Here is a 21304-nt window from a genome sequence, read left to right on the forward strand (position 1 = left end):
TTTTTCACCGCTTTCGACCGAGAAGATCGAACCGTCAAAAGAGCCAAACATCACCGCTCTTTCAACTCCCTCCAGGCCTCGATGAACTGAAGCAAGCCGCTGCCGAAAACTGCGTAACTCATTGAATCTCAAGGAGTTTTCCGTTTCGACTACGCCGGAAGTGGGGCGAATTATAGACCTCCAGAATCTGCCGTCAACCGTTAATTTCAGTTTTCTGTCGAGACACCGAAAAAGCCAGCTATATATAGACGCAATGCCTCCGAATGCGCAGTATATTGCCCAACACCTAAAACAATACTCTGCTCTTACCTTTGGACGATGCCTCGCAATGACTGACCAACCTCGCTCTCTGGCCTCAACGCTGTTCCCGGTTGGCCTCTTATTAATAGCCATGGCATCCATCCAGTCTGGCGCCTCTTTAGCCAAAAGCATGTTCCCGGTAGTCGGCGCTCAAGGGACGACCACTCTGCGCCTGATCTTCGCCAGCGTAATCATGCTGTTATTGCTGCGCCCATGGCGCGCAAGGCTGACAGCTCAGTCGCTGCGGACAGTGATCGTTTACGGAATGGCGCTGGGCGGGATGAACTTCCTCTTCTATATGTCATTGCGCACCGTACCGCTTGGCATTGCAGTCGCGCTTGAGTTCACGGGTCCGCTGGCCGTCGCCATTTACGCCTCTCGCCGCGCTATCGATTTTCTCTGGATTGCCTTGGCGGCCGTCGGCCTGCTGTTGTTGATCCCGACGGGAGCAACAACAGCGGGAATTGATCTGGTCGGCGCCGGTTATGCCTTGGGCGCCGGCGTGTGCTGGGCGTTGTATATTCTGTTCGGCCAAAAAGCCGGTGCAGACAACGGCGTGACGACTGCGGCTCTGGGCGTGATGATCGCCGCACTGTTTGTCGCGCCGATCGGCATCGTGCATGCCGGCACCGCGTTGCTGACCCCGTCGCTTATCCCGATCGCCATCGGCGTCGCCATCCTCTCGACGGCTTTGCCCTATACCCTTGAGATGGTCGCCCTCACCCGCATGCCTGCCCGCACCTTTGGTACCTTGATGAGCATCGAACCGGCCTTCGGCGCATTGTCGGGCCTCCTGTTTCTGCAGGAGTACCTCACGCTGTCACAATGGATGGCGATCCTCTGCATTATTCTGGCCTCCGTCGGGGCAACCATGACCATGGGCAGCACCGCCAAGCCCGCCGTTGCGGCGGATTGAGACAGGATTTGACGAAGGTCTGGCAATTGGCGTTCATTTAGGCCATGTTTAGCCCCCTTGACTCAGTGCCAGACATGGATTTTTCGGACAGGGATATCAAACCGCTTAAAGCGCAGGCGAATACAGGCAGACCCGAGCGCCAGACTCGTGGCTACCATAAGGACGGTAATGAAACGAATTTTGATACTGATCGCTGTATTGGCAGTAGCGGGGTGCGCAGCGACCTCCAAGACCCAGGTGAAGCACGGTAAAAAAGGGCTGCACATCAACTGTTCCGGGCTGTCGTCCTCTTGGGACAAGTGCTACACCAGCGCTGCCAATTCCTGCGCCCCCAAAGGCTACAAGGTCATCGCCAAATCCGGGGACGCCGTGGAAGAGCCAGGCGATTACCCGTTCGGTCTCAATCCGGCTGGCTATACCAGCCGCAGCATGATCGTCATCTGCAAGTGAATCATTCAGGCTGCCCGCCTTTCCGAGCAGCCAGTTGACGCCCGATTTCCTCATGACTGGACTGCAATACCGTCTGTTGAATCTCCGGCGTCACCAGCATCCGCGCCACCACCAGCGCTCCGACGCATTGCGACAGAATCGCCCAGGCCAGGCTGTCGCTTTCCAGAATCTGCGCCCAACTGGCTTGTAGCCGACAAATCCACAACTCTGCCTGCTCGCGAACCTGATCATCTGAACGGGCAATTTCCGCGCCCAGCGTCGGCAAGGCACAGCCCGATTCAGGCTGCTCCACGTGAGCCATGCTGAGGTACTGCTTGAGACAGCGTTCCAGCCGCTCACGGTCCTGCGCCCCCTTCCCCCCCAGCCGCTCCAGGCTCTGACACAGTTCGCGCTCGACGATAGCGGTGAACAGCTCGTTTTTCGACGAGAAGTGGCTATAAAACGCCGCGCCACTCAGGCCGATCGCCTTCATCAAACCATCGACACCGACTGTGGAAAAGCCCGAACGCTTGGCTGACAGTGCACTGCTGTTCAGCAGTTTTTCTCGGGTTTCCAGCTTGTGACCGGCGGAATACCGCATGTGCTTACCCTCTTGATCGACCGCCTTGACGTTGTCCGGATCCTAGCATAACGTTCGTTCACTTAACGATCGTTTACTAAAGGGGTTCACCCATGAATAACAACAAGAAGGTCGTATTAGTCGTTGGTGCCGGCGATGCCACCGGCGGAGCGATTGCCAAGCGCTTTGCCAGGGAAGGATTTGTCGCTTGCGTCACCCGGCGCAGTGCCGACAAATTGCAGCCGCTGGTCGACGCGATTTCGGCCGAGGGCGGAGAAGCCCATGGTTTTGCCTGCGATGCGCGCAAGGAAGAAGACGTCATCGCGTTGATTGAAGAGATCGAAACCTGCCTGGGTCCGATCGAGGCGTTTGTCTTCAACATCGGCGCCAACGTGCCTTGCAGCATTCTCGAAGAAACTGCGCGCAAGTATTTCAAGATCTGGGAAATGGCCTGTTTCTCGGGTTTTCTCAATGCCCGCGAAGTGGCCAAGCGCATGGTCACGCGCCAGCGCGGCACCATTCTGTTCACTGGCGCTACCGCTGGACTGCGTGGTGCTTCCGGATTTGCCGCGTTTGCCGGCGCCAAACACGGTATCCGTGCACTGGCGCAAAGCATGGCGCGTGAGCTGGGGCCGATGAACATCCATGTCGCGCACGTGGTGGTAGATGGCGCCATCGACACCGATTTCATTCGCAACAGTTTCCCGGAGAAGTACGCGACCAAGGATCAGGACGGTATTCTCAATCCCGAACACATCGCCGAAAACTATTGGTATCTGCACAGTCAGCCACGGGACGCCTGGACCTTCGAACTGGATCTGCGCCCGTGGAACGAACGCTGGTAAACCCCACCTCCTCCATAACAATAAATAGAGAGCAGCGAAGATGACGAAAACCGTGGAGTTCTATTTCGATCTCGGCAGCCCTGCCACTTACCTGGCCTATACCCAGTTGCCGAAGATCTGTGCCGAGACCGCGAGCCAGCTGATTTACATCCCGATGCTGCTGGGCGGCGTGTTCAAGGCGACCGGCAACGCATCGCCGGCGATGATTCCGGCAAAGGGCCGCTATATGTTTCAGGATCTGGATCGCTACGCCAAGCGTTACGGCGTGCCGCTGAAATTCAATCCGCATTTTCCGATCAACACACTGATGCTGATGCGTGCCGTCACCGGCATCCAACTGCGCCAACCGGAACGCTTTCAGGCGTTTATCGATTGTCTGTTCAAGGCATTGTGGGTGGAGGGACGCCCGCTTGATGAGCCGGCAACTGTCGCTGCGGTATTGAGCGAGCACGGCTTCGACCCCGATGAAGTTCTGGCCCTGACCAACGATGAGACGGTAAAGGCAGCCCTGAAGGACAACACCGAAACAGCCATTAAACGCGGAGTGTTTGGCGCGCCGAGCATGTTTATCGGCAACCAGATGTTCTTTGGACAGGACCGCCTCGACTTCGTCGAAGAAGCCCTGCGTCAAGATTAGAAACAACACCCGGGCATTGCCGCCAGCGCCCGGGTTTCAGCCATTCAGATCGCCGCGGTGCGCGTGTTCAGCCACTCCAGCGCAGCGCCCTCCAGCAACGGACTCAGACGCTCACGCACTTCAGCGTGGTAGGCGTTGAACCACTGCTTCTCTTCCTGCGTCAGCAAGGACGGTTCCAGGCAGCGCGTGTCGATCGGACACAGGGTCAAGGTTTCAAACTTGAGGAACTCACCGAACTCGCTGCTCCCCGCCTCGCGATTCATCGCCAGGTTCTCGATGCGCACGCCCCAACGGCCCGGACGATAAGTGCCCGGTTCGATCGAGGTGATCATCCCCGCTTGCATCGCCGTTTGCGGTGCCGGTGCTGCCTGATAGGCGATCACCTGCGGGCCTTCGTGAACGTTGAGGAAATAGCCGACCCCATGACCGGTGCCGTGACCGTAATCCACGCTTTCCGCCCAGATCGGTGCGCGGGCGATGGCGTCGAGCAACGGCGACAGAATGCCTTTCGGGAACTGCGCCCGCGAAAGAGCAATCACGCCTTTGAGTACGCGCGTGCAGTCACGCTTCTGCTCAGCCGTTGGCGTCCCCACTGGCACCATTCGGGTGATGTCGGTAGTGCCGCCCAGGTACTGGCCGCCCGAGTCGATCAGCAGCAAGCCGTCACCCTCGATCACTGCGTGTTCTTCTTCGGTGGCGTGGTAGTGCGGCATTGCGCCGTTGGCGTTAAACGCGGCAATCGTATTGAAGCTCAGCGACACGTAATCCGGACGACGCTCACGGGCAGCAGTGAGTTTCTCGTCGATGGTCAGTTCGGTGATGCGTTCACGACCCAAGGCCGATTCCAGCCAGGCGAAAAATTCGCACAACGCCGCGCCGTCCTGCTCCATGGCCTTGCGGATGTGCTGCGCATCAGCCTCACTCTTTTGCGATTTGGCGAGCGTGGTCGGGTTCAGGCCTTCGACCAGTTTCACGCCTTTGTCCAGATTATCCAGCAAACCGCTGGTCACCCGCGCCGGATCCACCAGCAGGCTCGCGCCGCCTGGGACAGCGCGCAAGGCGTCGGCGACTTCGCGGTAATCGCGCAAAGTCACGCCATCCTGCTCCAGCACTGCACGCAACTCGGCATCGACTTTGCTCAAGGCCACAAACAGGGTCGCTTGCTGTTGATTGATCAACGCGAACGACACAAACACCGGATTGAACGAGACATCGCCGCCGCGCAGGTTGAACAGCCAGGCAATGTCGTCGAGGGTGGCGATGAAGTGCCAGTCGGCGCCACGTTCCCGCAAGGTCTCACGCAGTTTGGCGAGTTTTTCGCCACGGCTGACCGTCGCTTGCGGTGGCAGATGTTGATAGATCGGCGCGTTCGGCAGGCTCGGGCGGTCCGCCCAGACTTCATTCAGCAAATCGATGTCGGTACGCAGACGCGCGCCGCGGGCTTCAAGCTTGCTGCTCAACGTGCGGGCCGAGGCAACGGCCATCACCGCACCGTCGACCGCGACCACGCCACCTTCGGGTGTCTGCTCGGCGAGCCAGTCCAGCGGACTCGGCTGACCCGGTTGCAGCTTGACCAGTTCGATGCCGCTGCCCTTGAGTTCCTTGGTCGCCTGCTCCCAATAGCGACTGTCAGCCCAGACCCCGGCGAAATCGGCAGTCACGATCAACGTGCCGACCGAGCCATGAAAGCCCGACAGCCATTGGCGCCCTTGCCAGTAACCCGGCAGGTATTCCGAGAGGTGCGGGTCCGCCGATGGCACCAGCAACGCATGAATGCCTTCGCGGCGCATCAATTCACGGGTGTGCGCCAGGCGCTGGGGAACCGTTCCTTCGGTCAAAGTCTGGGTACTCATCATGTCTCCTGCCAATCACTTCATCGTTATTGTTCGTAGCCGTGAAAACCGGCTGGTTAAAGCCCTGTCGCCCAGAATGCCGGGGCACTGGCGCAGGCGCTTTTGATCAGTTCTGCCGCCTGATCGATATCGTCGGCAGTGGTGAAACGGCCGAGGCTCAGGCGAATGGTGCGACCGGCCAGCCGGGCATCGTGTCCCAGGGCCAACAGCACGTGAGAGGGCGTGTTGCTCGCCGAGTTACAGGCCGAGGTCGCGGAAAAGGCGATCGACTGGCTCAAGGCTGCACCGTTGAACTCACCTTCGCTGAACGTCAGGCTCAGGGTATGCGGGATGCGCTGGCTAGCGCTGCCGTTGAGACGCACGCCAGGCAGGCTCGACAACTGTTCGAGCAAGCGCTCACGCAGCGCCACGATGGATGTTTTCTCCTCATCGAACGCCACAGCGGCCAAGGCGAATGCCGCGCCCATGCCGGCGATCTGATGCGTCGCCAGCGTCCCGGAACGCAGCCCGCCTTCGTGGCCGCCGCCATGAATCTGCGCCTGCAAACGCTGCTGCGCGCGCGGGCCGACATACAACGCGCCGATCCCCTTGGGGCCGTAGAGTTTGTGCGCCGAAAACGACATCAAGTCCACCGGCCACTGCTGCAGATCGATCGCCACTTTGCCCGCACCCTGCGCGGCATCGACGTGGAACAGCGCGCCACGGCCGCGCACGACTTCACCAATGGCCGGGATATCGTTGAGGGTACCGAGTTCGTTGTTGACCAGCATCAGCGACACCAGAAAGGTATCGTCGCGCATGGCTTCGCTGACCGCTTGCGGGGTGATCAGGCCTTCGGCATCCGGCACCAGATAGCTCACCGCAACACCGGCGTCCTGCAATTGCCGGGCGGTATCAAGAATGGCTTTGTGTTCGATCTGGCTGGTAATGATGTGGCCACCGGCAACGCCGCGCGCCTGGGCTACGCCCTTGAGGGCGAGGTTGTTGGATTCGGTGGCGCCGGAGGTCCAGACGATCTGCGCGGCTTCGGCGCCCACCAGTTCGGCGACTTGTCGACGGGCCTGCTCGACCGTTTGCCGGGCCTGCTGGCCAAAGGCATGGGAACTGGACGCCGGGTTGCCGAAGTTACCGTGAAAACCCAGACAGTCGATCATCACCTGGATGACTCGCTCGTCCACCGGGGTGGTGGCGGCGTAATCGAAATACAGCGGACGTTTATTCATAAAAGACTCGCAGAGCGTGTTCCGGGATCAGGAGGCTCGTGTCTGCAAACGGCACAACGCAGCCTTGTGAGCTGCGCGTCGGTTCGAGAGCGTCATCAATACCTGATCGGATGCCGTTAAAGAAGAACAACTTCATTTAAAAGTGCGTAGGAACGCTCCTGAAGCCGAGCTTAACAGGCATCGGGCCGGCGGTTGAAGCAATGCGTCAGTGAAAGCTTTCGAGAAGTAACGGGTACAGCGAAATCACCAACAGCGCCGCCATGCCCCAGTTGAACACGCGCAACCAGCGCGGGTCCTTCAGCACGTTGCGCAACAGCGTGCCACACGCCGCCCAGACGCCGACACTGGGCAGGTTGATGATGGCAAACACGGCGGCAATCACCACCACGTTGGTGAAATAACCCTGCATCGGCGTGTAGGTGCTGATGGCGCCGATGGCCATGATCCAGGCCTTGGGATTGACCCACTGGAACGCCGCCGCGCCGAGATAGCTGATCGGCCGGGCCTCGCCTTCGACGCCCTCGCCCACCGGCCCCGAGTGGGCGATTTTCCACGCCAGGTACAACAGATACGCGGCGCCGACATAGCGCAGCACCGTGTACAGAATCGGGTATGTCTGGAATACCGCGCCCAGGCCAAAGCCCACCGCGACCACCAATACGAAGAAACCGCAGGTGATGCCGAGCATGTGAGGAATGGTGCGGTTGAAGCCGAAGTTCACCCCCGACGCCAGCAACATGGTGTTGTTCGGCCCCGGTGTAATCGAGGTGACAAGGGCAAACAGGGCAAAGCCCAACAGCAGATCAAGCGAAAGGGTCATGGAGGGCAATCCGTCGGGGGTCATTCAGGTGTTGACCCTATCGCACGGCAGCCCGCAAACCCACGGACAGTTACGCGAAAATTCGAGCAGTACAGTTTTCGATTAACTTGGACGACCATGCAGCTGTATGGCTCGCCCGGCGCTCATTTCAGCTTTCTTGTCGAATTGCGATTCGCCCAGCAGTGCGGCTTTCTTCGCGTGATATTCGTCGAAGGACAAGCCGCTGCGATTCAGCGCTTCCATCGCCAGTTCGCGGGTTTCTTCGGCGGTGTAAGGCCGTTGTTCGGGGGAAACGTGGGTCGCGCAACCGGCGAGTACGGAGACAGCGAGCAACAGCGAAACAGTCAGTAAATGATTCATGGGGAGCGTCCTGGCGGGGCGGTGGTAGTCGATGGACAAAGGCTACGCCCGCGCCCGTCCGGGCAAAAATCAACGCGTTCAATAGTGGCTATCAGGATTTCAGCTGTATCGTCGCTATATCTCCAAATGATCTATAAATATCGATTAACGTTCTTTTACGGAATAAACAGCAGTCGCTATAAATCCCTGCACACGGCGAACAACTGTTGCTCCAGCAACTGTTGCCCAGGCAACAGCAGATCAACAAACCCGCCTGATATCCGCACAACCGACTTACGCCAGAGCGCTCAGGCCCAATAAAACCGGGCCTCTCAGGAATTGGTACAGCGCTTGCTCAAGCCTTGGCACTGACTCACTGCTCGCTGAGCAACTGTTGAAAAAAAGGAACTGATCATGTCGCGTCCCCTGAAAGTCGTCGCCCTCTCCGGCGGCACCTGGCGTCCATCGCGCACGCTGGTACTGACCCAAGCGCTGTTGGCCGAACTGGCCGGACACTTGCCGGTCGAGAGTCATCTGATCGAACTCGGTGACATCGCCCGGCCGTTGGGTAGTGCCCTGTCGCGTCAGGAGCTGAACACCGAGGTCGAGGCCGAACTGCAAGCCATCGAACAGGCGGAGCTGCTGATCGTCGCCGCGCCGGTGTATCGCGGTTCCTACCCGGGCCTGCTCAAGCATCTGTTTGACCTGATCGACCTCAACGCGCTGATCGACACCCCGGTACTGCTCGCTGCCACCGGGGGCAGTGAGCGCCATGCGCTGGTGCTGGATCACCAGTTGCGGCCGCTGTTCAGTTTCTTCCAGGCCGTGACCCTGCCCATCGGGGTCTATGCCACCGAGGCCGATTTCGCCGACTACCAGATCAACAGCGAACCGCTGAAAGCGCGCATTCGCCTGGCCGCCGAACGCGCCGCGCCGCTGTTCGGCACGCAAATCAAACCGTTGCTGAAAATCGCTTAAGGAGCTGTTCATGGATGTTTTCTGGTTCCTGCCGACCCACGGCGACGGGCATTACCTGGGCACCACCCAAGGCGCGCGCCCGGTCACCCTGAATTACCTGAAACAAGTGGCGCAAGCCGCCGACAGCCTCGGCTACCACGGCGTGCTGATTCCCACCGGGCGCTCCTGCGAAGACTCGTGGGTGATCGCTTCGGCGCTGGTGCCTTTGACCGAGCGCCTGCGTTATCTGGTAGCGATCCGTCCGGGGATCATTTCGCCCACCGTTTCGGCGCGCATGGCGGCGACGCTCGATCGACTGTCCAACGGCCGCCTGCTGATCAACGTGGTGACCGGCGGCGACCCCGACGAAAACCGTGGCGACGGCAGCTTCCTCAGCCACAGCGAACGCTACGAAGTCACCGACGAATTCCTCAAGATCTGGCGCCGGGTGTTGCAAGGCGAATCGGTGGATTTCGAAGGCAAACACCTGAAAGTACAGAACGCCAAGGCCCTTTATCCGCCAGTGCAGAAGCCCTATCCGCCGCTGTATTTCGGTGGCTCGTCCGACGCGGCACATGACCTCGCTGCCGAGCAAGTCGACGTGTATCTGACCTGGGGCGAACCGCCCGCCGCCGTTGCCGAAAAACTCGCCGATGTGCGTGAACGCGCCGCGCGGCATGGGCGCAAGGTGAAGTTCGGGATTCGTCTGCACGTCATCGTTCGCGAGACTGCCGAAGAAGCGTGGAAGGCTGCGGACAAACTGATCGAGTACATCAGCGACGAGACCATCGAGGCCGCGCAGAAATCCTTCTCGCGCTTCGACTCCGAAGGCCAGCGACGCATGGCAGCGTTGCACGACGGGCGTCGCGACAACCTGGAAATCGCCCCCAACCTGTGGGCCGGCGTCGGTCTGGTACGCGGCGGTGCCGGTACCGCGCTGGTGGGCGATCCGCAGCAAGTGGCCGCGCGGATCAAGGAGTACGCCGACCTCGGTATCGAGAGCTTCATCTTCTCCGGTTATCCACATCTGGAAGAGGCTTACCGCTTTGCTGAACTGGTGTTCCCGTTGCTGCCCGAGCCGTACGCAAGCCTGGCCGGACGCGGCGTGACCAACCTCACCGGGCCGTTTGGCGAAATGATTGCCAACGATGTGTTGCCCACCCAGGCAAAGGCCTAAAACGTCCACTGTAGGAGCTGCCGAAGGCTGCGATCTGTTGATCTTGCTTGTAAAAATCAAATCAACAGATCGCAGCCTTCGGCAGCTCCTACACGGAAGTTGTAGAACATAGGAGTTTTGGTGTGACCGCCAAACCACAAAGCACCCTGCTCTCCCCGCTGCAGACCGCGCGTCAACTGGCCGCCGAATTCGCCCTGACCGCCGTCGAGCGTGACGAGCGCGGCGGTACGCCGAAGGCCGAACGCGATGCCCTGCGCGACAGCGGCCTGCTGGCGCTGAGCATTCCCACCCGTTACGGCGGCCTCGGCGCGACATGGAGCGAAACCCTGCAAGTCGTGCGCGAGTTCGCCAAGGTCGACAGTTCCGTCGCCCACGTCTTCGGCTTTCATCACCTGATGCTTGCCACCGTGCGCCTGTTCTCGCGGCCCGAACAATGGCAGCCATGGTTCGAACAGACCGCGCGGCAGAACTGGTTCTGGGGTAACGCCCTCAACCCGCTCGACACCCGCACTGTGGTCAAGGACTTCGGCGGCTGGCGCGAGTTTTCCGGGAAGAAAAGCTTCTGCTCCGGCGCCAGCGATTCGCAGATGTTGATCGCTTCCGCCGTCGACGAAAGTGCAGGCGGCAAGTTGCTGATTGCGGCGATCCCCAGCGGTCGCAGCGGCATCACTCTGCACGACGACTGGAACAACATCGGCCAGCGCCAGACCGACAGCGGCAGCGCCACGTTCGAACGGGTGCGGGTCGAAGAATCCGAGCTGCTGCTTGATCCCGGCCCGTTGAGCACGCCGTTCGCCTGCCTGCGTCCGCTGATCGCGCAACTGACCTTCACCCACCTGTTTCTCGGCATCGCCGAAGGTGCCTTTGCAGAAGCCCGGCAATACACCCTGAGCGAAACCCGGCTCTGGCACAAATCCGCCGCCCGCGACGTGCGCGAAGACCCATACGTGCTCGCGCATTACGGCGAGTTCTGGGTCGCACTGGAAGGCATTCGTCTGCTGGTCGAGCGGGCCGCCGCGCTGCTCGACGAGGCCTGGGCCAAAGGCCCGAACCTGACCGCAGAAGAACGTGGACATCTGGCCACGGCGATTGCCACCGCCAAGGTCGCCGCCAGTCGTCAGGGACTGGACATCTGCAGCCGTTTGTTCGAAGTCACCGGCGCGCGTTCAACCCACGCCTCGCTGCGTCTCGACCGACACTGGCGCAACCTGCGCACGCAGACTCTGCACGACCCGCTCGATTACAAACTCCACGAGCTGGGCGACTGGGCGCTGAACCAGGCGCTGCCGGTGCCGACGTTCTATTCCTGATCTTGCCTTTAATGGAGCGAGTCCCATGCAACTGCTGACCCTTCCGCCCTCACCCGCTCTGGCGACGTCGATCCGCGCCACCGCGCAGGTCTTCGAAGACCCGAAATCCCAGGCCTTGCTGGCGCATCTGCAACAGGTCGCGCCGAGCGAAGCCAGCGTGCTGATCATCGGCGAGACCGGCACCGGCAAGGAGCTGGTGGCGCGGCATATTCACAACCTGAGCCACCGCCGGCATCGGCCGTTTGTCGCAGTCAACTGCGGCGCCTTCTCCGAATCACTGGTGGAAGCCGAGCTGTTCGGCCATGAAAAAGGCGCTTTCACCGGCGCGCTCAGCGCCAAGGCCGGCTGGTTCGAAGAGGCGGACGGCGGCACTTTGTTCCTCGACGAAATCGGCGATTTGCCGATGGCGATTCAGGTCAAGTTGCTGCGGGTGTTGCAGGAACGCGAAGTGGTGCGCCTCGGTTCGCGCAAAAGCATTCCGATCGATGTGCGGGTGCTGGCCGCGACCAACGTGCAACTGGAGAAAGCGATCAATGCCGGCAACTTCCGCGAAGACCTGTTCTACCGGTTGAACGTGGTCAATCTGGAACTCAGTCCGCTGCGCGAACGGCCCGGCGACATCCTGCCGCTGACCCGGCATTTCATCGAGGCCTACAGCCAGCGCCTGGGTTACGGACGGGTCAGTATCAGCCCCGGTGCCGAACAGAAACTGCGCAGCTACAGTTGGCCGGGGAACATCCGCGAACTGGAAAACGTCATCCATCACACCCTGTTGATCTGCCGCAACGGTGTGATCGAGCGCGACGATCTGCGCCTGTCGAACCTGCGCATCGAGCGCGCGGACGATCAGCAGTCGAGCGCCGACGATTCACCGGAAGCGTTGCTGGAGCGAGCCTTCCAGAAGCTCTTCGAGCAACAGGCCGGCGCCCTCCACGAAAAGGTCGAAGACGCCTTGCTGCGCGCCGCCTATCGCTTCTGCCATTACAACCAGGTGCACACCGCCGCGCTGCTCGGTCTGAGCCGCAACGTCACGCGCACACGGCTGATAAAGATCGGCGAACTGGCGGTGAACAAGCGGCGGCTCACGGAGAACCTGCGCGGTGAACGCCTGATCCAGTTGTCGATCTAGCCGACCAGGTTGCAGTGCAGCGCATCGTCATGGCTGCGGGCGATGCTGCTCAACACCTGAAACGAATTGAAGGTCACGGTTTTCGCCTGATGGGCGCGGATCAGCTGCCAGAAATCCTGCTCGCCGCTTTCATAGCGACAGAACGCCGCCTCCCCGGCTTCGCGGCTTTGCCATTGCAGCAAGCTCAGCACCCGCCGACCGTCGTCGCTGACCTGGACACTGGCGCTGACAAAGCCTGCGTAGCGCTGCGCCAGATGTTCGCTCTGCTGCGACAGCGCCGAAACCAATGCCGGCTGCTGACGCGGCTCGATCTCGAATTCGATCAATTGGGTAAAACTGCGATTTTTCGCTGAGGTTTGCATGAGAAGTCCCCACTGATTAAGCCGAGTCTTGCGACTCGAAGACCTGCAGGGTAAAACCTCTAGTTAAGTCAAGGTCAAGAGTGCTTTGCAAAATGATCACCCCGGAAAACCTGCACAAACAACTCACGGTCGGCGAAGTCGCCGCGCGCAGCGGTGTCGCGGTCACTGCCCTGCACTTTTATGAAGCCAAAGGCCTGATCAAGAGCCAGCGCAATGCCGGCAATCAGCGCCGTTATCCACGGGCGGTCTTGCGCCGAGTAGCGTTGATCAAGGTCGCGCAACGCCTGGGTATTCCGCTGGCGGAGATTGGCGAGGCGCTGAAGAGACTCCCCGACGACCGCGCACCAACCGCAGCGGACTGGAAAATCCTCTCCGAGCAATGGCGCCGCGAGCTGGATGAACGGATTAATCAGCTGACCCTGTTGCGTGACCGGCTTACCGGCTGCATCGGCTGCGGCTGTCTGTCGATGGAAGCTTGCCCGTTGCGCAACCAGGGCGATGTGCTCGGTGAGAAAGGGCCGGGGGCGCACTTTCTCGGCTGACGGCTCGTCGGGGAAAAATTCTGCCCGCGCAGACAGTTCTATAGTGAATTTTCCACAAATCCGGTGGAGCCCTACCTCGCAAAACAAAGAACAGGGAGAACGTCATGAGCGTCAAACCCATTCCCGAGGGGTATCACAGCATTACCCCGTACCTCGGCATCCTCAAGGCTGCCGATGCCATCGAATTCTATAAAAAAGCCTTCGGCGCCACGGTGGTCATGCGCCTGGACATGCCGGACGGCCGTATCGGCCACGCCGAGCTGCGCATTGGCGACAGCGCGATCATGCTCGGCACACCGTGCGATCAAGGGCCATTGAGCGGCCCGGACCATGCCGTGTCGGTCGGTCTGCATCTGTATGTCACCGATGTCGACAAATCCTTTCAGCGGGCACTGGAGGCCGGGGCGCAAGCGGTGTCCGAGGTCAAGGATCAGTTTTATGGTGATCGCAGCGGGACGCTGAAAGATCCTTATGGGCATCTGTGGTTTCTGGCGACGCGCAAGGAGGATCTGACCGAGGAGCAGATCAGGCAGCGGGCGATGGAGATGTTTCAGCAGGGTTGAGATTTTCAGGGGCTGGGCTGGCCTCTTCGCGGGCAAGCCCGCTCCCACAGAGATCTTTGGTGTTTACACGATTGGTGTCACACAGAAAAACACTGTGGGAGCGGGCTTGCCCGCGAAGGGGCCAGCCCTGGCGACACACATCACACTTCATGAACCACCACACCACGCTTCAACCCTTGCCCCGCATGCCGAACACTTTCAGGATGCATCCCACCCGCACCTGAACAAGGATCAGCCCGATGTTTGCCGGATTCAGCAAAGACCAGCGCCACATCAACGGTGTCGACATCGCCTACCGCCTCGGCGGCAACGGCCCGGGCCTGTTGCTGTTGCACGGACACCCGCAGACCCATGTGATCTGGCACAAGATTGCCGAGCAGTTGGCGGAGCATTTCACCGTGGTCGCCGCCGACCTGCGCGGGTACGGCGACAGCGCCCGGCCGGCTGCCGATGAACAGCATCGTCATTACTCAAAACGCGAAATGGCCAGGGACAACCTCGAGTTGATGCAGGCGCTGGGCTTCGAACAGTTTTCGGTGCTGGCCCACGACCGTGGCGCGCGGGTCGCCCATCGCCTGGCCCTCAACCACCGCGCTGCGGTGCAACGGATGATGCTGCTGGACATCGCTCCGACCCTGGCAATGTACACGCAGACCAACGAGGCCTTTGCCCGCGCCTATTGGCACTGGTTCTTTTTGATCCGCCCGGCGCCGTTGCCGGAAACCCTGATCGAAGCCGATCCCGAAGGCTATCTGCGCAGCGTCATGGGCAGCCGCAGCGCCGGGCTCACGCCGTTTACCGGGCCAGCGTTCAGCGAATACCTGCGTTGTCTGCAACGTCCCGGCAGCGCCCGCGGCATTTGCGAGGACTACCGCGCCAGCGCCAGCATCGACCTGGAACATGACCGGGCCGACCTCGCTGCCGGCCATCATCTTGACCTGCCGCTGCGGGTGCTGTGGGGCGCGCAAGGCACGGTCGGGCGCTGCTTCGACCCGCTCAAGGAATGGCAGCACGTGGCAACCAACGTCAGTGGCAAGGCGCTGCCGTCCGGGCATTATCTGGCTGAAGAAGTGCCCGAACTGTTGCTCGCCGAAGCGCTGGATTTCCTGCGCTGAATCGAGCGTTCCCCACCGATGCTATGCTGGCAGCTTGTACCGCCAGTGCCCGCCCCCACATGTCCCGGAACCAAGACCCCGTGCCCCTGCCCGAAGACCTGCGGGTGCTGCTGACCGTGATCCGCAAGAACGGCTTCGCAGCCGCCGCCGATGAGCTGGGCCTGAGCCCGGCCTACGTCAGCAAACGCATCCAGATTCTCGAATCGACCCTCGGCACCCGCCTGCTGCACCGCACCAGTCGCCGCGTGTCGCTGACCGAGGACGGCGAGCGGGTGCAGCGCTGGGCTTTGCGCATCCTCGATGATTTCCAGCAACTGCACGACGATCTCGCCGACGCCCACGACTGCCCACGCGGACGCCTGCACATCTGCAGCAGTTTCGGTTTCGGCCGCAACCATGTGGCGCCTGCGGTTTCGCTGCTGGCGGAACGGCACCCGCAATTGCAGATTCGCCTGGACCTGTTCGACCGCGCGGTGGACATCGTCAATGAAGGTTTCGATCTGGAAATCCGCGTCGGCGACGACCTGCCCGGTCAGCACATCGGCCGGCAACTGGTGAGCAACCGCCGGGTGCTGTGCGCTGCGCCCGGATACCTTGAACGCCGAGGTACACCGCAGACCCTGGACGATCTGCAACAACACGATTGTCTGGTGATCAAGGAGCGCGACAACGCGTTCGGCATCTGGCATCTGGATCGTGACGGCACGCAGGAAAGCGTGCGCGTCAGTGGGCCGCTGTCGTCCAACAACGGCGAGATCGTCCTGCAATGGGCGCTCGACGGACGCGGGGTGTTGCTGCGCTCATTGTGGGATGTGAAACCGTTGCTGGAACAGGGCCGACTGCTGCCGGTGCTGGCCGATTACAGCCAGAGCGCCAATGTCTGGGCGGTGTACCCGACGCGGCTGGCCAACTCCGGAAAGCTGCGGGCGTGTGTGGAATTTTTGCAGGGGCATTTCAAGGATCTTTCTCTGTAGCCGGAACACCACAAAACCCTGTGGGAGCTGGCTTGCCAGCGAAAGCGTCAGCTCAGCCAATATAAATGTTGGATGTGCTGGCCTCATCGCTGGCAAGCCAGCTCCCACAGGGTCAAGGGTATGTCAGGCCAGCCATGGGTTGGCGGCCAGGTGTTCGCGCTCGAACGCCTCGATCTGCGCTCGTCGCTGCAAGGTACTGCCAATCGCATCCAGCCCCAGCAACAGCGCGGTCTTGCGCAAGCCGTCAATCTGGAAATCGATGACTTCACCGTCCGCCAGACGAATCTGCTGCGTCTCCAGATCCACACTGATCTGCGCCGTTTCAGGCTGACTCACCAACCGGCCAATGCGCTGCACCTGCGCCTCATCCAGCGTGATCAGCAACACCCCGTTGCGCTGGCAGTTGTCGAAGAAGATCCCGGCGAAACGGCTGCCGATCAGCGCGCGAATGCCCATTTGCTGCAACCCCCACACCGCGTGTTCGCGGCTGGAACCGCAGCCGAAATTCGCCCCGACCACCAGAAAACTCGCGCCCTGCCAGGCTGGCTGGTTCAACACGAATTCCGGGTTGGGCGTACCGTCGGCGAGAAAGCGCAGATCGAAAAACAGCCCACGATCCAGTCCCTGACGGTCGATGCCCTTGAGGAATTGCTTGGGCATGATCACGTCGGTGTCGACGTTGGCCGCGAGCAGCGGCGCGGCCTGGCCGCTGACTTGCGTGAAGGGTTGCAGACTCATGGGCGCTCTCCAAGGTGGCGGATGTCGGTGAGGTGGCCACTGATCGCGGCGGCGGCGACCATCGCCGGGCTCATCAGGTGCGTACGCGCCCCGGCACCCTGGCGGCCTTCGAAATTGCGGTTGGTGCTGGAGGCGCAACGGTCGCCGGGCGCGAGTACGTCATCGTTCATCGCCAGGCACATCGAGCAACCGGACTGACGCCATTCAAACCCGGCGTCGATAAAGATCTGCGCCAGCCCTTCAGCCTCGGCCTGAGCGCGCACTTCGCTGGAACCGGGCACGATCATCGCCCGCACATGCCCGGCCACCCGCCGCCCGCGCACGACGCTGGCGGCGTCACGCAGATCCTCGATCCGCGCGTTGGTGCAGGAGCCGATAAACGCGTGACTGATGACAATATCGCGCAGCGCCATGCCCGCCTCCAGGCCCATGTAATGCAGGGCGCGGCGCATGTCCTGACGCAGGATCGGATCGTCGATGCTTTGCGGGTCCGGCACCTGCGCGCCGATCGGCGCCGCCTGATCCGGGCTGGTGCCCCAGGTGACCATCGGTTCCAGCAGAGTGGCGTCGAGGTGGATTTCGCGGTCGAACACCGCACCGGGATCGCTGCGCAGTTCACGCCATTTTTCCACGCCGCGCGCCCAGCGTTCGCCTTGCGGTGCGCGGGGTTTGCCGTTGAGATAAGCAAAGACTTTTTCGTCCGGCGCCATGAACGCACCGCGTGCACCGGCTTCGACCGCCATGTTGCAAATGGTCATCCGCGCTTCGACGCTCAGCGCATCAATGGTCGAACCGCAGAATTCAATGGCATAACCCGTGGCACCCGACGCACCGATGCGGCCGATCAGCGCCATGATCACATCCTTCGACGTCAGCCCCGGTGCCAGCTCGCCCTCCACCGTCACGCGCAGGCTTTTCAGGCGTTTGTAGACCAGCGTTTGCGACGCCAGCAGGTGCTCGATTTCCGAGGTGCCAATGCCAAACCCGAACGCTCCCAGCGCACCGTAGGTGGTGGTGTGGCTGTCGCCCGCAGCGATGACCATGCCTGGCAGAATGAAGCCCTGCTCCGGGGCGATCACATGCTCGATGCCCTGACGTTTGTCGAGGATATCCAGCAGTTCGATGCCGAAGTCCCGGCAGTTTTCCGCCAGATACGCCACCTGCCGCGCACCGCCGGCATCGGGCATCGCCGCCACCCGTTGCGGCGTGGTCGGATTGACGTGATCGACCACCGCCAACGCCGTGCCCGGCCGCCAGACCTTGCGTCCGGCAGCACGCAGACCGCTGAACGCCTGAGGGCTGGTGTATTCGTTGATCACCTGACGATCGATATACAGCAGCACATGGCCCTGATCGTCGAGGCGGCACACGGTGTGCGAATCGATGTGTTTGTCGTAGAGGGTTCTGGGGTTCATCAGGGTGCTCACTCGGGAAATCCAGTGCTTTCCATCATAAGGAGCGCGAACCGGCCATCAATTGCCCGACAGTGAGAGCGCCATTCATGAATCGTGTTTGATCGCCTGCCCGCAAAAATCCTGTAGGAGCTGTCGAGTGCAACGAGGCTGCGATCTTTGGATCTGTTGTTTAAAGATCAAGATCAAAAGATCGCAGCGTGCCGCAGCTCCTACAGGGGATGTCGTCACCCCCTGCGAAGTGCGAAACATTTACTTTCATATCACCTTTCGGGATTTGTCCGGCTCATCCGTCCTATAGAGATGCAGGCCGTTCGCACAGGCAACCGCCACGACCGCGCCTTTTTGCGGACACCCGCGCTGCGAAGCCCGTAGCCGCGTGCCCTTTCATCGAAATCAAGACGCGCAATCATGTCGAAGAAATCCCGTTCCAAACTGTGGTTCCTGGTGCATAGCTGGCTCGCGTTGCCGATCTGGTTTTTTGTCCTGATCGTCTGTGTCACCGGCACGCTGGCGGTGGTCAGCCAGGAAATCGTCTGGCTGGCCAACCCGCAGATGCGCGCCAGCCAACCGTCGGACGATGCGCCGCGGCTCAGTTACGATCAGGTGCTGGCCGCGATCAAACAGGCCGAACCGCAGACGCTGGTGGAAAGCATCAGCCGTCCCGACGAGTCGCACTTCGCCCTCGATGTCGAGGTCAGCTACCCCGACGGCCGCACCCAGACGGTCTACGTCAACCCGTACACAGGGGTGATTCAAGGCCCGGCGCCGGACTTCAACTTCAAGGCGTTCACCCGGGCCCTGCACGGCTGGTGGCTGGTGCCGTTCACCAACGGTTTCAGTTGGGGCTGGTACCTCGTGTCATTCCTCGGCCTGCCGATGCTGGCCTCGCTGGTCACCGGGTTGGTGGTCTACAAACGATTCTGGAAAGGCTTCTTCAAGCCCACCCTGCGATTTCGCCACGGCGCGCGGATCTTCTGGGGCGATTTCCATCGACTGAGCGGCATCTGGTCAATCTGGTTCATCGCGGTGATCTCGATCACCGGCACCTGGTTTCTGATTCAGGCCATTCTGGCCGACAACCAGGTGTCCATCAGCAGCGAGCCGATCATTCCCGCCATGTCCCGGGAGAGCGTACCGATGTCGAACGACGCCAGTCCTCCCCCGCGAATCAGCCTTGATCGCGCGGTACAGATCGCCGAACAGCACATCCCCGGGCTGGACGTCAGCTTCGTCAGCTTGCCGGGCAATGCCTACAGTCACTTGAGCGTTGGCGGTCGCGGCTGGTATCCACTGATGTTCCAGACCGCCACGCTCAACCCGTACAACGGTGACATGGCCGCCACCCGACTGCTGACTGACCGCTCTTCGCTGGAGTTCGTCACCGAGTCGATGCGCCCGCTGCACACCGGTGATTTCGGCGGTCTGTGGATCAAACTGATCTGGTTCTTCTTCGGCCTGCTGCTGAGCATGATGGTCCTCAGCGGCCTGTTGATCTGGACCAAGCGCACCGCGCTGGCCACCGCCAACGCCCTCAAGCGCGAGAATAAAAAGGCCCGCAGCCCCCGCGTCAGCCGTGAACCGGCGGAGGTCAGCCTGTGAGCCCGTCCAATCGCACTGCCCAACCGTCCGCCCTGCGCCGCTTCTGGCACAAATGGCGCTTTCACCTGAACGCCTTGTTGCTGCTGATTCCGCTGGGGTTCATGCCCAAGTACTTCGCCGATGCCGCGCTGTTTCGCGGTGACGTCGGCCTCGGTGAACATGAGGTCGGCGAAATCCAGGTCGGCCCGTGGAGCCTGCGCCTGGCCGAACTGCGTAACGAAGCACCGCGCCTGAGCGGCCCCGCCGGCTACATGAAGGACTTCAATGCCGCCCTCTGCGACGCCTGCGTCGAACAGGTCAAGGCCACCTACCTGCGCATCGGCAAACCGCGCAGCCTGCGCGCCGCCGGGGTGATTTTCTTCGGCACGCCGTATCGCATGGGCGCGCAACTGCCGGTGGCGGAAAAGACCAAGGCCGATGCCGAACTGTGGATCACCATGGAAGGCTGGGACGGCAGCCTGCACCAAGCCTCGATTCCCCTGAGCCAGGCCTCTCCCGCGACCCTCGCCTGGCTGACCAAACAAGGAGCCAAACCATGAACCGCGTTCAACGCCCTTCCCGCCTGCGGTTGCGCGCCGCGTTGCTGATGCTCTGCGCAGGTTTCAGCACCGGCGCCCTGGCCCATAACCCGATGTGCGAATGCAAAGCCGTTGATGCCGAGCAGATCAAATGCACCGGCGGCTTCTCCGACGGCAGCGGCGCCCCAGGGGTGACCCTCGATGTGATCGGTTACGACGAAACCATTCTGCTGCCGGGCAAGCTCGGCGCCGACTCGACCGTGACGTTCAAGAAACCGGCAGCCGAGTTTTACGTGCTGTTCGACGCAGGCCCCGGCCACGTCGTGGAAATCGACCAAGCCGACATCGAGGCCCCATGAGCACGCCCACCTCGCAAGTCGTCCGCCCGGCCGGCGCCGGGCATGAAACCCTTAACGTTCTGCTGTTGTGTTTGCTGATCCTTGCCGTCGCCGGCTCGGTGGTGGCATGGCGCGGGGTGTCCCATGAACCGGAACCGGTTGCCAGCCATCAGCTCGATGCGCGGCGTGACCTGAGTGCCGCCGAGCAAGGCATCTACGCCGACCTGCGAGTGACCCTCGACGAAATCCGCCTGCTGCGTGCAGAACAGCAAAGCCTGCCGACGCCACAGACCCTGGCTGAAGAAGGTTTCGCCCCGTTCGCCCAGGACGCCAGTTCGGTCAGCCGTGGCGGACATGCCTGGCAATTGCTGGCAGACACCGCTTATTTCGGCCACAGCCAGGCGCCCGCCGTCGCCGGTTCGTTCGTGATGCGGCTGAGCGCCGACGCCACTGCCGCGCCGGACATCTGGCTCAACCGCGCCGCCGAGCTGCAGACGCCCGCCGACCTGACCGACGCCGCGCTGTCCGCCGCTGGCTGGAAACAGATCGTCGCGCAGTTCGATGCCGGTGTGACCCGCGAGCATCGCCACTGAACCTTCGCCTTCACCCGAGAGAAGACCGCTTG

24 protein-coding genes are annotated in these 21304 nt (G+C 61.4%); 16 read left to right on the top strand and 8 right to left on the bottom strand.

Annotation, left to right across the window (positions count from 1 at the left end; genetic code table 11):
• Positions 1 to 328 precede the first annotated feature (328 nt).
• On the top strand, positions 329 to 1216 hold the full coding sequence (gene rhtA / locus HXW87_RS22310; protein ID WP_239777777.1) for a threonine/homoserine exporter RhtA: 888 nt from the start codon (positions 329 to 331) through the stop codon (positions 1214 to 1216).
• A 168-nt stretch (positions 1217 to 1384) separates the two neighbouring features.
• Positions 1385 to 1666: a hypothetical protein gene (locus HXW87_RS22315; protein ID WP_041069802.1), complete on the top strand. Its 282-nt coding sequence runs from the start codon at positions 1385 to 1387 to the stop codon at positions 1664 to 1666.
• Position 1667: 1 nt separating this feature from the next.
• Here the strand turns inward: HXW87_RS22315 and HXW87_RS22320 are convergent, their stop codons facing one another.
• Complete coding sequence (locus tag HXW87_RS22320) at positions 1668 to 2246, bottom strand: TetR/AcrR family transcriptional regulator (RefSeq protein ID WP_047295317.1); 579 nt, start codon at positions 2244 to 2246, stop codon at positions 1668 to 1670.
• Between the two features lie 92 nt (positions 2247 to 2338).
• On the opposite strand from HXW87_RS22320, the gene HXW87_RS22325 reads away from it, so the two are divergent.
• Positions 2339 to 3070, top strand: coding sequence for an SDR family oxidoreductase (locus tag HXW87_RS22325; protein ID WP_047295320.1), 732 nt, complete (start codon positions 2339 to 2341; stop codon positions 3068 to 3070).
• Between the two features lie 40 nt (positions 3071 to 3110).
• Positions 3111 to 3707, top strand: a complete 597-nt coding sequence (locus HXW87_RS22330) for a 2-hydroxychromene-2-carboxylate isomerase (RefSeq protein WP_182401875.1) — start codon at positions 3111 to 3113, stop codon at positions 3705 to 3707.
• A gap of 44 nt (positions 3708 to 3751) precedes the next feature.
• On the opposite strand, the gene HXW87_RS22335 is transcribed toward HXW87_RS22330, so the two are convergent.
• The 4 genes from HXW87_RS22335 to HXW87_RS22350 all read right to left on the bottom strand — a co-directional run bounded on the left by HXW87_RS22335 (position 3752) and on the right by HXW87_RS22350 (position 7963).
• Positions 3752 to 5560, bottom strand: a complete 1809-nt coding sequence (locus tag HXW87_RS22335) for an aminopeptidase P family protein (protein ID WP_239777778.1) — start codon at positions 5558 to 5560, stop codon at positions 3752 to 3754.
• Between the two features lie 56 nt (positions 5561 to 5616).
• Positions 5617 to 6783 carry an aminotransferase class V-fold PLP-dependent enzyme gene (locus HXW87_RS22340; protein ID WP_182401876.1) on the bottom strand — a complete coding sequence of 389 codons (1167 nt, stop codon included), beginning with the start codon at positions 6781 to 6783 and terminating at the stop codon, positions 5617 to 5619.
• A 205-nt stretch (positions 6784 to 6988) separates the two neighbouring features.
• Entirely contained in the window at positions 6989 to 7603 is a 615-nt protein-coding gene (locus HXW87_RS22345) for a LysE family translocator (RefSeq protein ID WP_041069783.1), read from the bottom strand.
• A gap of 102 nt (positions 7604 to 7705) precedes the next feature.
• Positions 7706 to 7963, bottom strand: coding sequence for a hypothetical protein (locus tag HXW87_RS22350; RefSeq protein WP_047295328.1), 258 nt, complete (start codon positions 7961 to 7963; stop codon positions 7706 to 7708).
• Positions 7964 to 8356: 393 nt separating this feature from the next.
• On the opposite strand from HXW87_RS22350, the gene msuE reads away from it, so the two are divergent.
• From msuE to HXW87_RS22370, 4 genes are all read left to right on the top strand, one after another.
• Positions 8357 to 8920, top strand: coding sequence for an FMN reductase (msuE, locus tag HXW87_RS22355; protein WP_239777779.1), 564 nt, complete (start codon positions 8357 to 8359; stop codon positions 8918 to 8920).
• A gap of 10 nt (positions 8921 to 8930) precedes the next feature.
• Positions 8931 to 10076: an FMNH2-dependent alkanesulfonate monooxygenase gene (ssuD, locus tag HXW87_RS22360; RefSeq protein WP_239777780.1), complete on the top strand. Its 1146-nt coding sequence runs from the start codon at positions 8931 to 8933 to the stop codon at positions 10074 to 10076.
• 122 nt (positions 10077 to 10198) lie between these two features.
• Positions 10199 to 11386: an acyl-CoA dehydrogenase family protein gene (locus HXW87_RS22365; protein WP_239777781.1), complete on the top strand. Its 1188-nt coding sequence runs from the start codon at positions 10199 to 10201 to the stop codon at positions 11384 to 11386.
• A gap of 25 nt (positions 11387 to 11411) precedes the next feature.
• Positions 11412 to 12515, top strand: a complete 1104-nt coding sequence (locus tag HXW87_RS22370; RefSeq protein ID WP_095668704.1) for a sigma-54 dependent transcriptional regulator — start codon at positions 11412 to 11414, stop codon at positions 12513 to 12515.
• Here the strand turns inward: HXW87_RS22370 and HXW87_RS22375 are convergent.
• Entirely contained in the window at positions 12512 to 12877 is a 366-nt protein-coding gene (locus tag HXW87_RS22375; protein ID WP_003226650.1) for an antibiotic biosynthesis monooxygenase, read from the bottom strand. The two genes, HXW87_RS22370 and HXW87_RS22375, sit on opposite strands and share 4 nt — an antisense overlap.
• Positions 12878 to 12969: 92 nt before the next feature.
• On the opposite strand from HXW87_RS22375, the gene soxR reads away from it, so the two are divergent.
• From soxR to HXW87_RS22395, 4 genes are all read left to right on the top strand, one after another.
• Positions 12970 to 13419 carry a redox-sensitive transcriptional activator SoxR gene (gene soxR, locus HXW87_RS22380; protein ID WP_047295338.1) on the top strand — a complete coding sequence of 150 codons (450 nt, stop codon included), beginning with the start codon at positions 12970 to 12972 and terminating at the stop codon, positions 13417 to 13419.
• A 104-nt stretch (positions 13420 to 13523) separates the two neighbouring features.
• Positions 13524 to 13982, top strand: a complete 459-nt coding sequence (locus HXW87_RS22385) for a VOC family protein (protein ID WP_095668703.1) — start codon at positions 13524 to 13526, stop codon at positions 13980 to 13982.
• Positions 13983 to 14221: 239 nt separating this feature from the next.
• A complete protein-coding gene (locus tag HXW87_RS22390) occupies positions 14222 to 15097 on the top strand; it encodes an alpha/beta hydrolase (RefSeq protein ID WP_239777782.1) in 876 nt (291 codons plus the stop codon).
• Between the two features lie 23 nt (positions 15098 to 15120).
• Positions 15121 to 16071 carry a LysR substrate-binding domain-containing protein gene (locus tag HXW87_RS22395; protein WP_239777783.1) on the top strand — a complete coding sequence of 317 codons (951 nt, stop codon included), beginning with the start codon at positions 15121 to 15123 and terminating at the stop codon, positions 16069 to 16071.
• Positions 16072 to 16194: 123 nt separating this feature from the next.
• Here the strand turns inward: HXW87_RS22395 and leuD are convergent, their stop codons facing one another.
• Together leuD and leuC are read right to left on the bottom strand one after the other, a co-directional pair.
• A complete protein-coding gene (leuD, locus tag HXW87_RS22400; RefSeq protein WP_047295346.1) occupies positions 16195 to 16809 on the bottom strand; it encodes a 3-isopropylmalate dehydratase small subunit in 615 nt (204 codons plus the stop codon).
• Positions 16806 to 18224, bottom strand: a complete 1419-nt coding sequence (gene leuC, locus HXW87_RS22405; RefSeq protein ID WP_239777784.1) for a 3-isopropylmalate dehydratase large subunit — start codon at positions 18222 to 18224, stop codon at positions 16806 to 16808. Before leuC ends, leuD begins: the two co-directional genes overlap by 4 nt.
• Positions 18225 to 18632: 408 nt before the next feature.
• On the opposite strand from leuC, the gene HXW87_RS22410 reads away from it, so the two are divergent.
• Genes HXW87_RS22410 through HXW87_RS22425 form a run of 4 tightly spaced genes read left to right on the top strand, consistent with a single transcriptional unit; the run spans position 18633 to position 21272 of the window.
• Positions 18633 to 19823, top strand: coding sequence for a PepSY domain-containing protein (locus HXW87_RS22410; RefSeq protein WP_121186451.1), 1191 nt, complete (start codon positions 18633 to 18635; stop codon positions 19821 to 19823).
• On the top strand, positions 19820 to 20362 hold the full coding sequence (locus HXW87_RS22415; protein WP_041069742.1) for a hypothetical protein: 543 nt from the start codon (positions 19820 to 19822) through the stop codon (positions 20360 to 20362). Before HXW87_RS22410 ends, HXW87_RS22415 begins: the two co-directional genes overlap by 4 nt.
• Positions 20359 to 20700: a hypothetical protein gene (locus HXW87_RS22420; protein ID WP_239777785.1), complete on the top strand. Its 342-nt coding sequence runs from the start codon at positions 20359 to 20361 to the stop codon at positions 20698 to 20700. Before HXW87_RS22415 ends, HXW87_RS22420 begins: the two co-directional genes overlap by 4 nt.
• Positions 20697 to 21272 (top strand): DUF6162 family protein, encoded by a 576-nt coding sequence (locus tag HXW87_RS22425; RefSeq protein WP_239777786.1) that lies wholly within the window; start codon positions 20697 to 20699, stop codon positions 21270 to 21272. Before HXW87_RS22420 ends, HXW87_RS22425 begins: the two co-directional genes overlap by 4 nt.
• Positions 21273 to 21304: the final 32 nt, after the last annotated feature.

It is taken from the genome of Pseudomonas sp. Y5-11, from assembly GCF_022368695.1.
Classification (GTDB): domain Bacteria; phylum Pseudomonadota; class Gammaproteobacteria; order Pseudomonadales; family Pseudomonadaceae; genus Aquipseudomonas; species Aquipseudomonas parakoreensis.